The organism is Eleftheria terrae, assembly GCF_030419005.1.
Taxonomy (GTDB): Bacteria; Pseudomonadota; Gammaproteobacteria; order Burkholderiales; family Burkholderiaceae_C; genus Caldimonas; species Caldimonas terrae.
In genome coordinates this window covers 1,213,950-1,229,487 of record NZ_CP106951.1, presented here as the reverse complement: position 1 = coordinate 1,229,487, position 15,538 = coordinate 1,213,950, and the positions used below count along the sequence as shown (strand labels likewise).

The 15,538-nt window shown below is 69.3% G+C and carries 15 protein-coding genes; 7 read left to right on the top strand and 8 right to left on the bottom strand.

Annotated elements, in window-relative coordinates; all coding sequences use genetic code 11:
- Positions 1–15: 15 nt before the first annotated feature.
- The 6 genes from N7L95_RS05470 to N7L95_RS05445 are packed head-to-tail and all read right to left on the bottom strand — an operon-like array spanning position 16 to position 6,010.
- The gene (locus tag N7L95_RS05470) at positions 16–1,320 is read right to left on the bottom strand and encodes a sulfate adenylyltransferase subunit 1 (RefSeq protein WP_301258808.1); all 1,305 of its coding nucleotides are present in this window, start codon (positions 1,318–1,320) and stop codon (positions 16–18) included.
- Positions 1,320–2,279: a sulfate adenylyltransferase subunit CysD gene (gene cysD / locus N7L95_RS05465; protein WP_301258807.1), complete on the bottom strand. Its 960-nt coding sequence runs from the start codon at positions 2,277–2,279 to the stop codon at positions 1,320–1,322. Before cysD ends, N7L95_RS05470 begins: the two co-directional genes overlap by 1 nt.
- A complete protein-coding gene (locus N7L95_RS05460; protein ID WP_301258806.1) occupies positions 2,276–3,028 on the bottom strand; it encodes a phosphoadenylyl-sulfate reductase in 753 nt (250 codons plus the stop codon). Before N7L95_RS05460 ends, cysD begins: the two co-directional genes overlap by 4 nt.
- Entirely contained in the window at positions 3,025–3,510 is a 486-nt protein-coding gene (locus tag N7L95_RS05455) for a DUF934 domain-containing protein (RefSeq protein ID WP_363324862.1), read from the bottom strand. Before N7L95_RS05455 ends, N7L95_RS05460 begins: the two co-directional genes overlap by 4 nt.
- A 10-nt stretch (positions 3,511–3,520) precedes the next feature.
- On the bottom strand, positions 3,521–5,233 hold the full coding sequence (locus N7L95_RS05450; protein ID WP_301258805.1) for a nitrite/sulfite reductase: 1,713 nt from the start codon (positions 5,231–5,233) through the stop codon (positions 3,521–3,523).
- A gap of 9 nt (positions 5,234–5,242) precedes the next feature.
- The gene (locus tag N7L95_RS05445) at positions 5,243–6,010 is read right to left on the bottom strand and encodes a sulfite exporter TauE/SafE family protein (protein WP_301258804.1); all 768 of its coding nucleotides are present in this window, start codon (positions 6,008–6,010) and stop codon (positions 5,243–5,245) included.
- A gap of 167 nt (positions 6,011–6,177) precedes the next feature.
- Between N7L95_RS05445 and N7L95_RS05440 the strand changes: the two genes are divergently transcribed.
- Positions 6,178–7,158, top strand: a complete 981-nt coding sequence (locus N7L95_RS05440; protein WP_301258802.1) for a patatin-like phospholipase family protein — start codon at positions 6,178–6,180, stop codon at positions 7,156–7,158.
- Positions 7,159–7,391: 233 nt separating this feature from the next.
- Here the strand turns inward: N7L95_RS05440 and phaP are convergent, their stop codons facing one another.
- A complete protein-coding gene (gene phaP / locus N7L95_RS05435; RefSeq protein WP_301260077.1) occupies positions 7,392–7,946 on the bottom strand; it encodes a TIGR01841 family phasin in 555 nt (184 codons plus the stop codon).
- A 287-nt stretch (positions 7,947–8,233) separates the two neighbouring features.
- Here phaP and N7L95_RS05430 point away from each other — a divergent pair, with 287 nt between their 5' ends.
- From N7L95_RS05430 to N7L95_RS05405, 6 genes are read left to right on the top strand one after another with little or no spacing between them, the layout of a single operon-like run.
- On the top strand, positions 8,234–9,193 hold the full coding sequence (locus N7L95_RS05430) for a histone deacetylase family protein (protein WP_301258801.1): 960 nt from the start codon (positions 8,234–8,236) through the stop codon (positions 9,191–9,193).
- On the top strand, positions 9,174–9,623 hold the full coding sequence (locus N7L95_RS05425) for an acyl-CoA thioesterase (RefSeq protein ID WP_301258799.1): 450 nt from the start codon (positions 9,174–9,176) through the stop codon (positions 9,621–9,623). Before N7L95_RS05430 ends, N7L95_RS05425 begins: the two co-directional genes overlap by 20 nt.
- 11 nt (positions 9,624–9,634) lie before the next feature.
- Positions 9,635–10,066, top strand: coding sequence for a DnaJ family domain-containing protein (locus N7L95_RS05420; RefSeq protein ID WP_301258798.1), 432 nt, complete (start codon positions 9,635–9,637; stop codon positions 10,064–10,066).
- Positions 10,035–11,081 (top strand): 2-hydroxyacid dehydrogenase, encoded by a 1,047-nt coding sequence (locus N7L95_RS05415; protein WP_435870061.1) that lies wholly within the window; start codon positions 10,035–10,037, stop codon positions 11,079–11,081. The genes N7L95_RS05420 and N7L95_RS05415 overlap by 32 nt, the downstream gene beginning before the upstream one ends.
- A 40-nt stretch (positions 11,082–11,121) precedes the next feature.
- Complete coding sequence (locus tag N7L95_RS05410; RefSeq protein ID WP_301258796.1) at positions 11,122–12,417, top strand: DNA recombination protein RmuC; 1,296 nt, start codon at positions 11,122–11,124, stop codon at positions 12,415–12,417.
- A 9-nt stretch (positions 12,418–12,426) separates the two neighbouring features.
- Positions 12,427–13,599: an MFS transporter gene (locus N7L95_RS05405; protein ID WP_301258795.1), complete on the top strand. Its 1,173-nt coding sequence runs from the start codon at positions 12,427–12,429 to the stop codon at positions 13,597–13,599.
- Here N7L95_RS05405 and mnmC read toward each other — a convergent pair.
- Entirely contained in the window at positions 13,593–15,527 is a 1,935-nt protein-coding gene (gene mnmC, locus N7L95_RS05400) for a bifunctional tRNA (5-methylaminomethyl-2-thiouridine)(34)-methyltransferase MnmC2/FAD-dependent 5-carboxymethylaminomethyl-2-thiouridine(34) oxidoreductase MnmC1 (RefSeq protein ID WP_301258794.1), read from the bottom strand. The two genes, N7L95_RS05405 and mnmC, sit on opposite strands and share 7 nt — an antisense overlap.
- Positions 15,528–15,538: the final 11 nt, after the last annotated feature.

The following is a 15,538-nucleotide window of genomic DNA, read 5'->3' as shown; positions in this document are numbered from 1 at the left end:
CGCCCCCGGCCCGTTTCAGCGGGCTGCCTGGACCAGCAAGGCGCCGCTGGTGCGGTTGCTGGTCGGATCCACGATGATCAGCGCGCCGCCCACCCGGTTGTCCTGGTAGGACTCGACCGGCAGTGGCTGCTGGGTCTCGATGACGACGTTGCCGATGTCATTGACGGCCAGCTCATGTGCTTCGCTGGCCTGCAGGCTGTGGATGTCCAGCCGGCTTTCGATGCTGGCAATGCGCGCCTGCACCCAGCGGTTGCCATGGCGCACCCAGTACTTGCGCCCGACCACCGCTGGCTCGGTGTCCAGCCAGGCCAGCGTGGCGGCGAAGCGGTTGCTGGCGCTGATGGACTGGGGGCTGCCGATCCAGTCGCCGCGCGACACGTCGAGCTGGCGGTCCAGCACCACGCCGGCCGATTCACCGGCAACGCAGGCGTCCACCACCTCGCCAGCGCGGCGCACCTCGGCCACGGTGGCGAGCTCGCCGCTGGGGAACAGCTGCACCTGGTCGCCCGCCTTCACGCTGCCGTGCGCGATGCGGCCCCACAGCGTGCGCGGCTGGTTGCCGGTGCCTTCGCCTTCGCGGGCCACGTACTGGACGGGCAGCAGCAGCTGGCCGGTCTTGCGCTCCTGCGTCGTCGGCAGCGACTCAAGCAGCTGCAGCAGCGAAGGGCCCTGGTACCAGTCGGCCTGCAGTGGCGTGGTGACGTTGTCGCCGCGCAGCGCAGAGACCGGGATGATGCCGGCCACCTGGATGCCGGCCTGCTCGCAGAAGGCCAGCAGTGCCCGGCGCACCGCATCGAAGGCCGGCGCCGGGTCGGCGACGGCATCGAGCTTGTTCACTGCAAAGACGATGCTCGGCACCCGCAGCAGGTGGGCCAGCAGCGCATGCCGGCGGGTCTGCGGCAGCAGGGCCACCGCTTGCGCCGTGGTGTCGAGCTTGGTGATGTCGACCAGCACCACGGCTGCATCGCTGCCCGCAGCGGCGGTCACCATGTTGCGGGTGTACTGCTCGTGGCCCGGTGCGTCGGCAATGATGAACTTGCGCGTCTTGGTGGCGAAGTAGCGGTAGGCGACGTCGATCGTGATGCCTTGCTCCCGCTCGGCCTCCAGGCCGTCGGTCAGCAGCGAGAGGTCGATAGGCTGGCCGGCGGCACGCCGCTCCAGCGTGTCGAGCTGGTCGGCCAGGATGGCGCGGCTGTCGAACAGCAGGCGGCCGATCAGGGTGCTCTTGCCATCATCGACGCTGCCGGCGGTCAGGAAACGCAGGGCGCGGTGGTCAGCCTCTTGTGCGACCGGGCTGGTGGTGTGAACGGCGGCAGACATCAGAAATACCCTTCTTTCTTGCGGCGCTCCATCGAAGCGTCGGAGGTGCGGTCGTCCATGCGGGTGGCGCCGCGTTCGCTCACCGTGACGGTGAGGGTCTCGGCCACGATCTCGGCTGGCGTGGCGGCGTCGCTCTCCACCGGGCAGGTGCAGGTCATGTCACCCACCGTGCGGAAGCGCACCTGCACCGTCTCGGCGGCCTCGCCGGCTTCCACGGGCGTGACCTCGGTCACCGGCACCAACAGGCCCTTGCGGCGCACCACCTGGCGGTCGTGGGCGTAGTAGATGTGGGGCAGCGGGATGTTCTCGCGGGCGATGTAGAGCCACACGTCCAGCTCGGTCCAGTTGCTGATGGGGAAGGCACGCATGTGCTCGCCCGGCTTGATGCGGGTGTTGAACAGCGTCCACAGCTCGGGCCGCTGCTCCTTGGGCTGCCATTGGCCAAAGCTGTCGCGGTGCGAGAAGATGCGCTCCTTGGCGCGGGCCTTCTCTTCATCGCGGCGGGCGCCGCCGATCAGCAGGTCGAAGCGATGTTCCTCGATCGCTTCCAGCAGGGCCACCGTCTGGTGTCCGTTGCGCGACTCCAGCGGGTGCGACAGGCGCACGGTGCCGCGCTTGATGGAGTCTTCGAGGTGGCCCACCACCAGGCGCTCACCCATCTCGGCGATGCGGCGGTCGCGGAACTCGATCACCTCGGGGAAGTTGTGGCCGGTGTCCACGTGCAGCAGCGGGAAGGGCAGGCGGCCTTTGAACTGGCCCTGGCCCAGGCTGTTCTTGAAGGCCTTCTCGGCCAGGCGCAGCACCACGCAGGAGTCCTTCCCGCCCGAGAACAGCAGGGCAGGGCGCTCGAAGGCGGCCACCGTCTCGCGCAGGATGAAGATGGCTTCTTCCTCCAGCCAGTCAAGATGTCGGCGGTCCAGTTCGGGCAGCAGTTGGTTGACGCTCACAGGGGCGTTCATGCTCGGGCTCCAATGATCGAAACGGCAGCGGGTGCGTCTTGCTTGACGTGCAGCCCGCATTCCTTGGCTTTTTCATCTTCCCACCACCAGCGGCCGGCGCGGAAATCTTCTCCGACGGCGATCGCGCGGGTGCACGGGGCGCAGCCGATGCTGGGATAGAACTGGTCGTGCAGCGGGTTGTAGGGCACCTCGTAGGTGGCGATGTAGTGCCACACGTCGTTCCAGGTCCAGTCGGCCAGCGGGTTGAACTTGATGCGACCCTGGTCGTCGGCCTCGCTGAAGGGCACCACCCCGCGGTTGGCCGACTGCTCGCGCCGCAGGCCGGTGACCCAGGCGCTGCGGCCCTTCAGCATGCGGGCCAGCGGCTCGAGCTTGCGGATGCCACAGCACTGCTTGCGCAGGTCGATGCTCTCGTACATGGCCTTGTCGCCATGCCGGTCGACGAAGTGCACCACCGATTCCGCCACCGGCCGGTACACCTCCACCGCCAGGCCATAGCGCTGCTCGATGCGCTCGATCAGCGCCACGGTCTCGGCATGCAGCGCGCCGGTTTCCAGCGTACCGACAGCAATGCCGATGCGCTCGCGGGCGATCAGGTCGGTCAGCACCATGTCCTCGGCGCCCAGGCTGGTGGCCTGGACCACCGTGCCGGCATGCTGGCTGGCCGCCGCCTGCAGCAGCGCCTGGGTGTGGGCGAGCTTGGCGGCGAAATCGACCGAGGGGCGGGCGTACAGCGAGATCGCGTTCATGCGTTCACCTTGTCCTTGCGCACGAACAGCGGCTGGTGCTGCCGCACGTCGCCCTGGTAGTAGGCCGGGAAGAAGCCGAGCGTGCGTTGTGCGACTTCCACGCTCTGGCCTTCGCGCAGGACGGCGGTGTCGAAGCCGGTGCGTGCCATCAGCGGCGTCATGTCGACCACCACGTCGCCGGTGCCGCGGATCTCGCCGCGGTAGCGGTAGCGGCTGCGTAGCAGGCGCGCCTGGCTGTAGGCGCGGCCATCGGTCCACTTGGGGAAGTGCAGCACGACGAGCTCGAGCCGGGCCAGGTCGTCGGCCAGGACCTCGATGTCGGCATCGTTCGGGAAGGACACGCCCACTGGCAGCCCGGCGGGCCACTGCTCGCGCATGTGGCGCCATTGGGCCCAGCTCAGCAGCGTGTGGGCGGCCGGGGTCACCGGCCGGTCTTCCGGGATCAGTGTCCAGCGGTCGGTGGCGGCGGAGATGAATTCCATGTCGTTCTCCTCAGGCGGCCAGGGCCTTGTGGCCGGTGGTGCGGCGTACCGCATTGGTCGCCGTCTTGAACGGGTCCAGCCCGATGCGCTTGACGGTATCGATGAAGCGCTCGTTGGCGGCACGCTGGCTGCGATAGGTCTCCACCACCGCCTCGATGACGTCCGGCACCTCGTCGGCCGCGAAGGACGGGCCGATCACCTTGCCGGCGACGGAGGCGCCGCTCTGATGCGTGCCATCTGAGCCCCCCAGCGTGATCTGGTACCACTCGGAGCCGTCCTTGTCGACGCCGAGGATGCCAATGTGGCCGGTATGGTGGTGGCCGCAGGAGTTGATGCAGCCGCTCATGTGCACGTCGATGTCGCCGATGTCGTACAACTCGTCCAGGTCCTGGTAGCGCTCTGCAATGGCTTCGGCGATCGGGATCGAACGGGCATTGGCCAGGGCGCAGAAGTCGCCACCTGGGCAGGCGATCATGTCGGTCAGCAGGCCGATGTTGGGCGTGGCGAAGCTGGCCGAGCGGGCCGCCTGCCAGAGGGCGTAGAGGTCGGACTCGCGCACCCACGGCAGCACCAGGTTCTGGTCATGGCTGACACGGATCTCGCCGGCGCTGTAGCGGTCGGCGATGTCGGCTGCGGCTTCCATCTGCGCGTCGGTCACGTCGCCCGGCGCCTGGCCGACTCGCTTGAGCGAGAGGGTCACGGCACGGTAGCCGGGGAAGCGATGCGGGTGCACATTGCGCTCCAGCCAGCGCTGGTAGGCGGGCGGGGCGTCGGTCACGGCGCTGCCGAGCGCGTCGTTGGCGGCCTTGAATTCCACCCCGGCCGGCACGTCGAAGTACTGCGCCACACGGTCCAGTTCCTCGAGCGGGATCAGGTGGGCGGTGCCGTCGACGTCATGCTCCAGGATCTGCAGGAACTCTTCTTCCACGGCCTTGATGAAGCGCTCGCCTTCGGCCTTCACCAGGATCTTGATGCGGGCCTTGTACATGTTGTCGCGGCGGCCGTAGCGGTTGTAGACCCGCACGATGGCCTCGATGAAGACCAGGATCTGCTGCCACGGCAGGAACTCGCGCACCACCGTGCCGGTGATCGGCGTGCGGCCCATGCCGCCGCCGGCCAGCACCTTGAAGCCGACCTCGCCGGCCTCGTTGCGCAGCAGCTGCAGGCCGATGTCGTGCCAGGCGATGGCGGCGCGGTCCTCGGCCGCCCCGCTCACCGCGATCTTGAACTTGCGGGGCAGGAAGGCGAACTCGGGGTGCAGCGTCGACCACTGGCGCAGGATCTCGCAATAGGGCCGCGGATCGATGAGCTCGTCCGGGGCGATGCCCGCGAAGGCATCGCTGGTGATGTTGCGGATGCAGTTGCCCGAGGTCTGGATACCGTGCATCTGCACCTCGGCCAGCTCGTCCATCACATCGGCGGCACGGTCCAGCGGGATCCAGTTGAACTGCATGTTCTGCCGCGTCGTGAAGTGGCCGTAGCCGCGGTCATAGGTGCGGGCGATGTGGGCCAGCTTGCGCAACTGGCGCGTGCTCAGCTCGCCATAGGGCACCGCGATGCGCAGCATCGGCGCATGGCGCTGGATGTACCAGCCGTTCTGCAGGCGCAGCGCGCGGAAATCATCTTCGCTGAGCGTGCCGGCGAGGTTGCGCTCCAGCTGGTCGCGGAATTGCGCGGCGCGTTGCTTGACGAAGCGATCGTCGAACTCGGTGTATTGATACATCGTAGGTTCTCAGTGAATGACCTTCAGGCCGGCTGCCACCAGCGAGCCGCACAGCAGCGTGCGGACGAGGCGTTCCGGCATTTTTCTAGTGAGTTGTGCGCCCAGCCAGATGCCCGGGATGGAGCCCACCAGCAGTGCGCCCAGCAGGCCCCACTCCACATGGCCGAGCGTCGCATGGCCGATGCCAGCCACCAGGGTCAGCGGCACCGCGTGGGCGATGTCGGTGCCCACCAGCCGCTTGGCGTCCAGCTGCGGGTAGAGAAAGAGGATCAGGGTTGCGCCGATGGCACCGGCGCCAATGGAGCTGAGCGACACCAGCACGCCCAGCACCAGACCGGCGAGCACCGTCAGCAGCGGCTTGCGATGCTCCGGCGTCCAGCGTTGCAGACGCAAGGCGACCGAATGCCAGGTTTTCTTGAACGCCACCGTCACTGCCGTGAGCAGCAGCGCGATGCCCAGCGAGAGCGTCAGGGCGCTGGCCCAGCCCTTGGTGACGCCGGTGAAGTGCATCAGCGCCACGGTGCCCACCGCGGCCGGGATGCTGCCCGCCAGCATCAGGCCTGTGATGCGGTAGTCGACATGGCCGTGCTGGTGGTGGGCGAGGGAGCCGGAGCTTTTCGTGATGGCGGCAAACCACAGGTCAGTCCCGATCGCGACGGCCGGATTCAGCTTGAACACCGACAGCAGCAGCGGCGTCATCAGCGAGCCACCGCCGACACCCGTCATGCCGACGATGGCGCCCACTGCGAACCCGCCGAGAACCGCAACCAGATCCATGTCTACCTTTCTTGTGGAGAACCCGCGGCGAACCGGCGGTCCACCTCGGGAGTTCGCACTTTATGAGGGCGCTATATAAAAACGAACTACTGTTTGGTTGGTTGTTTATCGAATATCGTTATTTGGCGCGGCAGGGGCGGGAGGCAGGCTGGCTAGAATTCGCCGCCATGCACGCCCTCGCTTACCCCGCCGGGTCAGAACGACCGGCCCTTCCCGCTGTTTCCCCTCGCTCCTTGTTGCGACGCCTGACCGGCGCCCTGGGCATTGCCGCCGCCCTGGTGCTGGCCGGCTGCCAGACGCCACCCGCCGCGCCGCCGGTACCAGTGCAGCCTCCGATACCGCCCGCCGCAGTGGTCAAGCCGCCGCCCAAGCCGCCACGCATCGGCATTGCCCTCGGCGGTGGGGCGGCACGCGGCTTTGCCCACATCGGTGTGCTGCAGGTGCTGGAAGAAAACGGCATCAAGCCCGATCTGGTGGCCGGCACCTCGGCCGGCAGCCTGGTGGCGGCGCTCTACGCCGCCGGCAAGACGCCCACCCAGTTGGCGACGCTGGCTGATTCGATGGACGAGCTCAGCATCACCGACTGGTCGTACCCCTTCCGCGGCCTCTTGCGGGGCGACGCACTGGCCAAGTACGTCAACCAGCAAACCGGCAACAAGCTCATCGAGCAGATGCGCCTGCCGCTCGGCATCGTGGCGACCGACCTGGGCAACGGCCAAGCCATCCTCTTTCAGCGCGGCGACGCGGGCCTGGCGGTGCGGGCGTCCAGTGCGGTCCCGGCGGTCTTCCAGCCGGTGCGCATCGGCAATCGGGAATATGTGGACGGTGGCCTGGTGTCCCCGGTGCCGGTGCGCTTCGCTCGCCAGATGGGGGCCGACTTCGTCATCGCGGTCGACATTTCCTCGCCGCCCGACGGCAATGCAGTGAGCGATGCGGTCCGCATGCTGCTGCAAACCTTCGCGATCATGGGTCGCAGCATCAACCAGTTCGAGCTGAAGAACGCCGACGTCGTGCTGACCCCCAAGCTCACCGGTGTTTCCGGCGCCGATTTCACGGCCCGGGGCCGGTCCATCCAGGCCGGCCGGGAAGCCGCGCAAGCGGCACTGGCCGAGTTGAAGGCCAAGCTGGCGGCGAGGCAGTCGCACTGAGGCCGGCTTCCCGGGACGCGGACGGCCTGCGTCCGCACCGCACGCCTGCGGCGCAGCCGCCATGCTGCGGGCATAAAAAAGCCCGACGGCAAGCCGTCGGGCTGAAGGTACCTTGAAAAGAGGGTTTCGAGAGGTACCGAGGAGACAACCTTTCAGGGAGACCGTGAACAATCACGGTACTTCCACAGATCGGGGCTGGCAGAAGAAGTTCAACCCCGACACAAAACCTTACTTCAAGCGACGGGCCGCTTGGCGGCCTTGGCAGCTTGGGTGGCCTTCACCGCCGAGTTGGTGACGGCCTGGAAGTTGGCTTCCGCCACATCAGCGGCCTGCTTGGCGGCCTTGTGCACGCTTTCGAATGCATTGTTGGCGGCGGCCACCGCCGACTTCACCAGGGCCACCGCGTTCTCGGTGCCGGCCGGCGCATTCTTGACGGCGGTGTCGACCACGGCCAGGAACTTGCGCTGGGCTTCCGCCAGCTGCGCCTCGGCCACGCGCGTGACTTCGGCATTGGTGGACTGGGCGATGTCATAGACATGGCGGCTGTAGGCGGCCGCCTTCTCGGCCGCAGGCTGCAGCAGCGAGGCCTGCAGCGCCAGCAGTTCCTGCGCGTCCTTGACGGACAGCACGGCCTGCGCATGCTCCGCCACTTCGCCCAGCGAAGCCTTGGCAACCTGCACATTCAGCTCAACCAGCTTCTCGACGCCTTCGAAGGCCTTTTGCGTCAGGCCGAAAAGCGTTTCGACATTGGTCTTCTGGGCGGCAATCAGTTGTTCAGCGGTGAGCATGTTGGGGGACCTCCTGAGGTGGCAGAACGGGTACGAGCGGTGATGGGTTGAATCAGCTGCTTTTGTTGCGATGCAGCATGAAGGCCAGTATAAAGATTCGACGCAAGCTTGCAAGGCTTCCATGTTGCATTGCAGCAATCTAGGGCCCATCCTCTATTTACAGGGGTTGGAGGGGGGGATGGGCCTGCACTTTGCTGCAGGTGCGTGACACCCAGGCGACGAAGCGGGGCCCGCGGCGCGGGCACAATTCGACGGCTGTTGTCTTTCCACCCAGCGTGCGGCCGCCAGTGCAAGCGTTCTACTCCGACCATTTCGTGCTCCCCTTGCCTCCCGGGCACCGCTTCCCAATGGCGAAGTACCGGCTCTTGCGCGAGGCGCTGGAACGGGAGCTGCCGGAGGTGGTTTTGCAGGAAGCCCCGGCGGCGAGCGACGGCGAGCTGGCACTGGCGCACGAGCCGTCGTATGTCTCCGCCGTCTGTGAAGGCTGGCTGGATGCTGCCCAGCAGCGCGAGATCGGCTTTCCCTGGTCGCCCCAGATGGTCGAGCGCGCACGCCGCTCGGTGGGCGCGACAGTGGCTGCAGCGCGAGTGGCGCTCCAGCAGGGCATCTCGGCCAACCTGGCAGGGGGCACGCACCACGCCTACGCCGACAAGGGCAGCGGCTACTGCGTCTTCAACGATGTCGCAGTGGCCGCGCGCCTGATGCAGGCGGAGTGGCATCGCTGGCACCGGCGGCTCCTGCGCGTGGCGGTGATCGACCTGGACGTGCACCAGGGCAACGGCACCGCCGCCATCTTTCGCGACGACAGCACCGTCTTCACCCTGTCGCTGCATGGCGAGCGGAACTTCCCGTTCCGCAAGGAGGCCAGCGATCTGGATGTCGAGCTGCCGGACGGCTGCGACGACAGCGGCTACCTGCATGCGCTGGATGCCGCGCTCGCCACCCTGTGGCAGCGCCACGGCGACACACCGCCCGGCCTGCTGTTCTACCTGGCCGGGGCGGATCCATATGAGGGCGACCGCCTCGGCCGCCTCAAGCTGAGCGCCGCCGGGCTCGCGGCACGCGACGCGCGCGTCTTCGCGGCGGCACGCGAGCGCGGCATCCCGGTCGCCGTCTCGATGGCTGGCGGCTACGGCCATGTGATCGAGGAGACCGTGGCACTGCAGCTGCGCACCCTCCGCCTGGCTGTCGAACACCACCGAATCTTGAACGCCTGCGAGCAAGCCCATGTCCCGACTGCAGCCTGAGACCCGAGAGGACTACCGCCATTTCCTGCCGATCAGCACCCGCTGGATGGACAACGATGTCTACGGCCACCTGAACAACGTCGTCTATTACAGCTATTTCGACACGGTGGTGAATGAGTACCTGATTGCCCGGGGCGCACTGGACTTCCATGCCGGCGAGGTCATCGGCCTGGTGGTCGAGACGCACTGCAACTACTTTGCGTCCCTGGCCTTCCCCCAGCAGGTGGACGCCGGTCTGCGGGTCGCGCACATGGGCAGCTCCAGCGTGCGCTACGAAATTGGCCTGTTCGCCCGGGGCGAGCGGCAGACCGCGGCGCGCGGGCATTTCGTGCACGTATATGTCGACCGCGCCACCCGGCGGCCGGCGGCCTTGCCGGCGCAGCTGGTAGCGGCGCTGGAGCTGCTGCGCACCGATGCGATCGTCCGGTGAGGGCGGCAGCCATGTCCATCTTCGACCGCATCGCCGAGGAACGCATCGCGCGTGCCATCGAGGCGGGCGAGCTGTCGGGCCTGCCCGGCGAAGGGCAGCCGCTGGAGCTGGACGACGACGCCCTGGTGCCGCCATCCCAGCGTGCGGCGATGCGCGTGCTGAAGAATTCGGGCTATGTGCCCGAAGAGGTGCGCCAGCTCAAGGCCTTGCGCGAGATGGAGCAGGCCCTGCGCCGCCTGCCGCCCGGCGCACAGGAGGCCGAAGCCCTGACGCGGCGCCTGCTCGGCGTGCGCCTGGCCCTCGAGCGGGCAGGCTTGTCGGTGGGCAACCAGGCGGACTGGGCGCGTTATGCCGGGCCGCTGGGCCGGGCCCTGGCAACCGGGAAGCCGGATCAGGATGCACAGAACGACGATGGGTCAACCCCGGGGCCGCGGTGCCCCTGATCAGGAGAGCGGATCGATGAAGCCCAAGGTGCTGGTCACGCGCAAGGTATTTCCCGAGGTGCTGGAGCGGCTCGGCGCGCATTTCGAGCTGGAAGTCAACGACACCGAGCGACCCTGGACGGCGGACGAACTGCTCGCCCGCGTGCAGGACAAGGCCGGCATCTACCTGACGCCGACCAATCGCGTCGATGCGGCGGTGCTGGACGCCGGGCCTGGGCTGAAGGTGGTCGCCAACATGGCCGTCGGCTTCAACAACATCGACGTGGCCGCCTGCACTGCGCGCGGCGTGCTGTGCACGAACACGCCGGACGTGCTGACCGAAACCACCGCCGACTTCGGCTTCGCCCTGCTGCTGGCCGCTGCCCGCCGGCTGACGGAATCGGAGCGCTTCCTGCGCGCCGGGCAGTGGCGCAACTGGAGCTTCGACATGATGATGGGCCGCGAGGTGCACGGCAGCACGCTGGCCATCCTCGGCATGGGGCGCATCGGCCAGGCGATTGCCCGGCGCGGCGCATGGGGCTTCGGCATGCAGGTGATCTACCACAACCGCTCGCGCCTGCCTGCCGACACCGAAGCGGCGCTGAAGGCGACGCATGTGAGCAAGGAAGCGCTGCTGCGCCAGGCGGACCACCTGATGATCGTGCTGCCTTACTCGGCCGAGACCCACCATGCGGTGGGCGCGGCCGAGCTGGCCCTGATGAAGCGGTCAGCCACCCTGACCAACATTGCCCGGGGCGGGGTGGTCGACGACGCGGCCCTGGCCGGGGCGCTGCGGGAGCGGCGCATCGCCGCTGCGGCGCTGGACGTCTTCGAGGGCGAACCACAGGTGCATCCGGCGCTGCTCGACCTGCCCAACGCCGTGCTCACGCCGCACATTGCCAGCGCCACCGTGCAGACGCGACGGGCCATGGCGCAATTGGCGGCCGACAACCTGATCGCCGGGCTAGGCTGCGGGCCGCAGGCCGGCCGGCCGCCCACGCCGCTCAACCCGCAGGTCTTGGCACAGGGCGGTTGATGCCCGGCACCACCGCCGGGGCGCTGCCACAATGGCGGCGATGAATCCGAACCTCTGGTGGCTGGCGGCACTGGGCCTCGCCAACCTGTTCCTGCTGGTAGCCCTGTTGGCGATGGCGCGGGCCCGTACCGCCGGCACCCCGCGGGAGGAGCTCGACATCTTGCTGCGCCTGCAGGCCGACGGGCTGGTCAGGCTGGAGCGAGAGCTGCGCGACGAAGTGGGCCGCAACGGCCAGGGCACCCGGCAGGAGCTGGGCAGCACGCTGGCGCATTTCCAGCAGACCCTGCTGGCCCAGCAGGGCGACATGGCACGCACGCTGAACGCCCAGCTGCGGGCCCTGTCAGACGCCAACGAGCGGCGCCTGGGCGAGGTGCGTGCCGCGGTCGAGCACAAGCTCTCGGCCCTGGCGGCGGACAACGAGCGCAAGCTCGAGCAGATGCGCCAGACCGTGGACGAGAAGTTGCACGCCACGCTGGAGCAGCGCCTGGGCGAGAGCTTCCGCCACGTGGCGGAGCGGCTCGAGCAGGTGCACCGGGGCCTGGGCGAGATGCAGACCCTGGCGCAGGGCGTGGGCGATCTCCGCCGCATGCTGACCAATGTCAAGACGCGCGGCATCTTCGGCGAGATGCAGCTGCAGGGCCTGCTGGAGCAGGTCTTCACGCCCGAGCAGTACGCCGCGAACGTGGCCACCGTGCCGGGCAGCCGCGAGCGGGTGGAGTTTGCCATCCGCCTGCCGGGGCGGGGCGAGGAGGGCGGGCCGGTCTGGTTGCCGCTGGACGCCAAGTTCCCGCGTGAGGACTATGAGCGATTGCTCGACGCCCAGGAGCGTGCCGACCGGGAGGCCGCGGAGCTGGCCGCCAAGGCGCTGGAGCTGCGCATCCGCGACGAGGCCCGCACCATTGCCACCAAGTACGTGGCACCGCCGCACACCACCGACTTTGCGGTGCTCTTCGTGCCCACCGAAGGCCTGTACGCCGAGCTGCTGCGTCGGCCGGGCCTGGTCGAAGCGCTGCAGCGCGAGCACCGCGTCACCCTGGCCGGACCGACCACCTTGCTGGCCATGCTCAACAGCCTGCAGATGGGTTTCCGCACGCTCGCGCTGGAGCGGCGCTCGTCCGAGGTGTGGCGGGTGCTTGGCGCGGTGAAGACCGAGTTTGCCAAGTTCGGCCAGGTGCTCGACAAGACCCGCCGCAAGCTGGAGGAGGCCAGCCACACCATCGAGGCGGCCCAGACCCGCACGCGGGTGATGGGCCGTGCCCTCAAGGAGGTGGAGGCACTGCCCGATGCAGAGGCGCATCGGCTGCTGCCGGCAGACGCGGCGGGCGGGGCCGACTGAATGTCGGGCATGCCGCCGGCGCTGCGCGCGGTGATCGCGGGCCAGGTGTGCGTGCATGCCTGCATGACCGGCACCCGCCTGGCCGCTCCCCTGCTGGCGCTGCAGCAGGGGCACACGCCATGGGCCGTCGGGGTGCTGATGGCCTTGTTCGCGGCGGCGCCGGTGCTGCTCTCGCTGGCGGCGGGGCGCATGGCGGATCGCCATGGCTACCACCGGCCGGTCGCGATCGGCGTGACGCTGGCCTTCGCCGGGGCGCTGCTGGCCTTGCTGTGGCCGACCTATCCGGTCCTGTGCCTGGCCGCGCTTGCCACCGGCGGCGGCGCCTCGTTCGCGCTGGTCGCCATCCAGCGCACCGCGGGCCGCAGCGCCCGCGATGGCACCGAGCTGAAGCGCATCTTCAGCTGGCTGGCGCTGGCGCCGGCCGTGTCCAACTTCATCGGTCCCTTCGTGGCGGGGCTGCTCATCGACATCTGGGGCTGGCGTGCCGCCTTCGCCTTCCTGGCCGCCTTGCCGCTGGCCACGCTGCTGTGGGCGCGCCGGGTGCCGCGTGAGCGACCGGCGGCAACGGCCTCCCAGGTCCAGCGCAGCTCCACCCTGGCGCTGCTGCGGCATGGGCCGCTGGTGCGGCTGTTGCTGGTGAACTGGAGCCTGTCCACCTGCTGGGACGTGCATACCTTCCTGGTGCCTGTGCTGGGGCATGAGCGCGGCTTGAGTGCCTCGGCGATCGGCACGATCCTCGGCATCTTCTCGGTCGCGACCACCGGCGTGCGGCTGCTGATCCCCTTGCTTGCCGACCGGTTGCAGGAGTGGCAGGTGCTGCTCGGCGCGATGCTGGCGACCGCGCTGCTCTTCATCGCCTACCCCTTCACCGTCGGGGCGTGGAGCATGGGGCTGTGCTCGGTGCTGCTGGGTGCAGCGCTCGGCTCGGTGCAGCCGATGATCATGTCGGCGCTGCACCAGGTCACGCCGGCCCAGAGCCACGGCCAGGCGCTGGGCCTGCGCATGATGGCCATCAACGCATCGAGCGCGGCCATGCCGCTGCTGTTCGGCGCGGCCGGGACGCTGGCGGGCGCCGGCCTGCTGTTCTGGGCCGCTGGCGCCCAGGTGGCCGCGCTGTCATCACAGGTGGGCCGTATCCGCCGCGACCTGCAGGCGGCCGCGCAGCGATCCCCCTCTCACTGAGCCGGGCGCCGCCGGGCGGCGCGGCTGACGAAACGGGCCGCGTCCAGCGCATCGCGCAAGTCGGACTCCACCGGGCAGGGATCGCCGCTCATCCAGCTCGCCAGCAGCTCGGCGCCGAGCAGCGACCAAGTGATGCCGCGAGATGCCAGCCCGGTGTAGAGGTAGAGGCCCCGGCGGCGTGGCACGAAGCGCGCATGGTCCAGCCGCAGGCCGGCTTGGTCGAGGGCGCTTTCGTCGGCCGCCGGGCCGATCACTGGCAGGCGGTCGTCGCTCACGCAGCGCCAGCCCACCCGGCCTTCGAGCGGCTGGCCGGCGGTGTCGGGCAGGGACCCGCTGAGCCGTGCCAGCTGGGCCAGGTTGTGCGCCTGGTCGGCCGGCCTGAGCTGCGGGTCGAAATCACCGCTGTGGGTGGTGGCGCCGCACAGCACGCGGCCCTCGTGCGCCGGCAGCACGTAGCCGGCGCCGGCCACCGGCAGGCGCGGCGGGCGCAGTCCCGGCAAGCCGGCCGGCAGCACGGTGGTCTGGCCACGCACCGCGGTGAGGGGCCAGTGCCGGGGAGCCAGCAGCCGCGCCGCATCGACCGAATTGGCCAGCACCACCACCGCGGCCCGGGCCAGCAAGCAGCCGCTGTGGTCCAGCACCTCCCAGCCCTGCCCGGTTTCGCGCAGCGCGTTTGCGATGCAACCGCCCTGCCAGTGCAGCTGCTCATGCTTCAGCAGGGCCATGCTCAGGTCGGCAGGCCGCAGCCAGCCACCACCGGGGTAGTACCAGGCGGGCGAGGCCAGCGGCAGCCCACACAGCGCGGCGGCGGCATGGGCGTCCAGTGCCTGGAGGTAGTCGGGCGGCAGGCCCTGAGTTGCCAGCAGGGCCTGCATGGCCTCGACGCTGGCGCCGGGAGCCAGCCGCAGCAGGCCTTCTGCCTGGCCGGCGATGGTGTGGTGCTGTCGCAGCAGCGGCAAGGCCCGCTGCAGGTGCAGCGCCGCGGCGCGATTGAAGCGGGCGTGGGCGCCGTCATGCGGGTTGACGATGCCGTGGTACAGGCCGCCCAGGTTGCCGGACGCCTCCTGCGCCGGCCTGGCATGGCGGTCGAGCACGGTGCAATGCCAGCCTCGTTGGGCCAGCGCGGCGGCGGCGGCGCAGCCGGCCAGGCCGCCGCCGACGATCACGGCGTCCGCCGGGCCGTCGGGCGCGGCCTGCCAGGCCACCGGTCGCGGTGGCCGGAAGCGCGGCTCGTGGCGGGCCACCGTCATGTCGCGCTTGCCGCCGAAGCCGGCTGCCGCCTCGACCCGGAAGCCGGCTTCCGACAGGCCGTCGCGCACTCGGCGTGCGGCGCTCCAGGTGGCCGCGGTGGCCGCCGGCGCGGCGAGCCGGCCCAGCTGCTTGAAGATGCGCGGCTCCCACATCTGCGGATTCTTGGCGGGGGCGAAGCCGTCGAGGAAAAACGCGTCCACCTCGGCGGAGAGTTCGGGCAGCACGGCAGCCGCGTCGCCGAAGGCCAGCAGCAACGTCACCCGGCCGCCCTCGAAGGACAGGCAGTGCAGGTTGGGGGTGGCGGGCGGCCAGTGCGCCACCAGCTGCGTCGCGAGTGCCGGCAACTCGTGGGCCGCATGAACGCGGGCCAGGTCGGTGGCCCCCAGCGGGTGCTTCTCAATGGACACGAAGGTCAGCCGCTCGCAGCGCCCGGCGTCCTCGCGCCATGCCTGCCAAGTAGCCAGGAAGTTGTTGCCCAGCCCGAAGCCGGTTTCCAGCACCACGAAATGCCGGCGCTGCCGCCAGCGGCCCGGCAGGCCGTTGCCGCCCAGGAAGACATGCCGGGCCTGGGCCAGCGCGCCGGCACTGCTGTGGTAGACATCGCCGAATTCCGGCGCGCACGGAATGCCGGCGTCGTCGAAGTCGATCCGGGCAGGGCGCAGCGCTTCGGTCTTCATCGGGGGGCAGG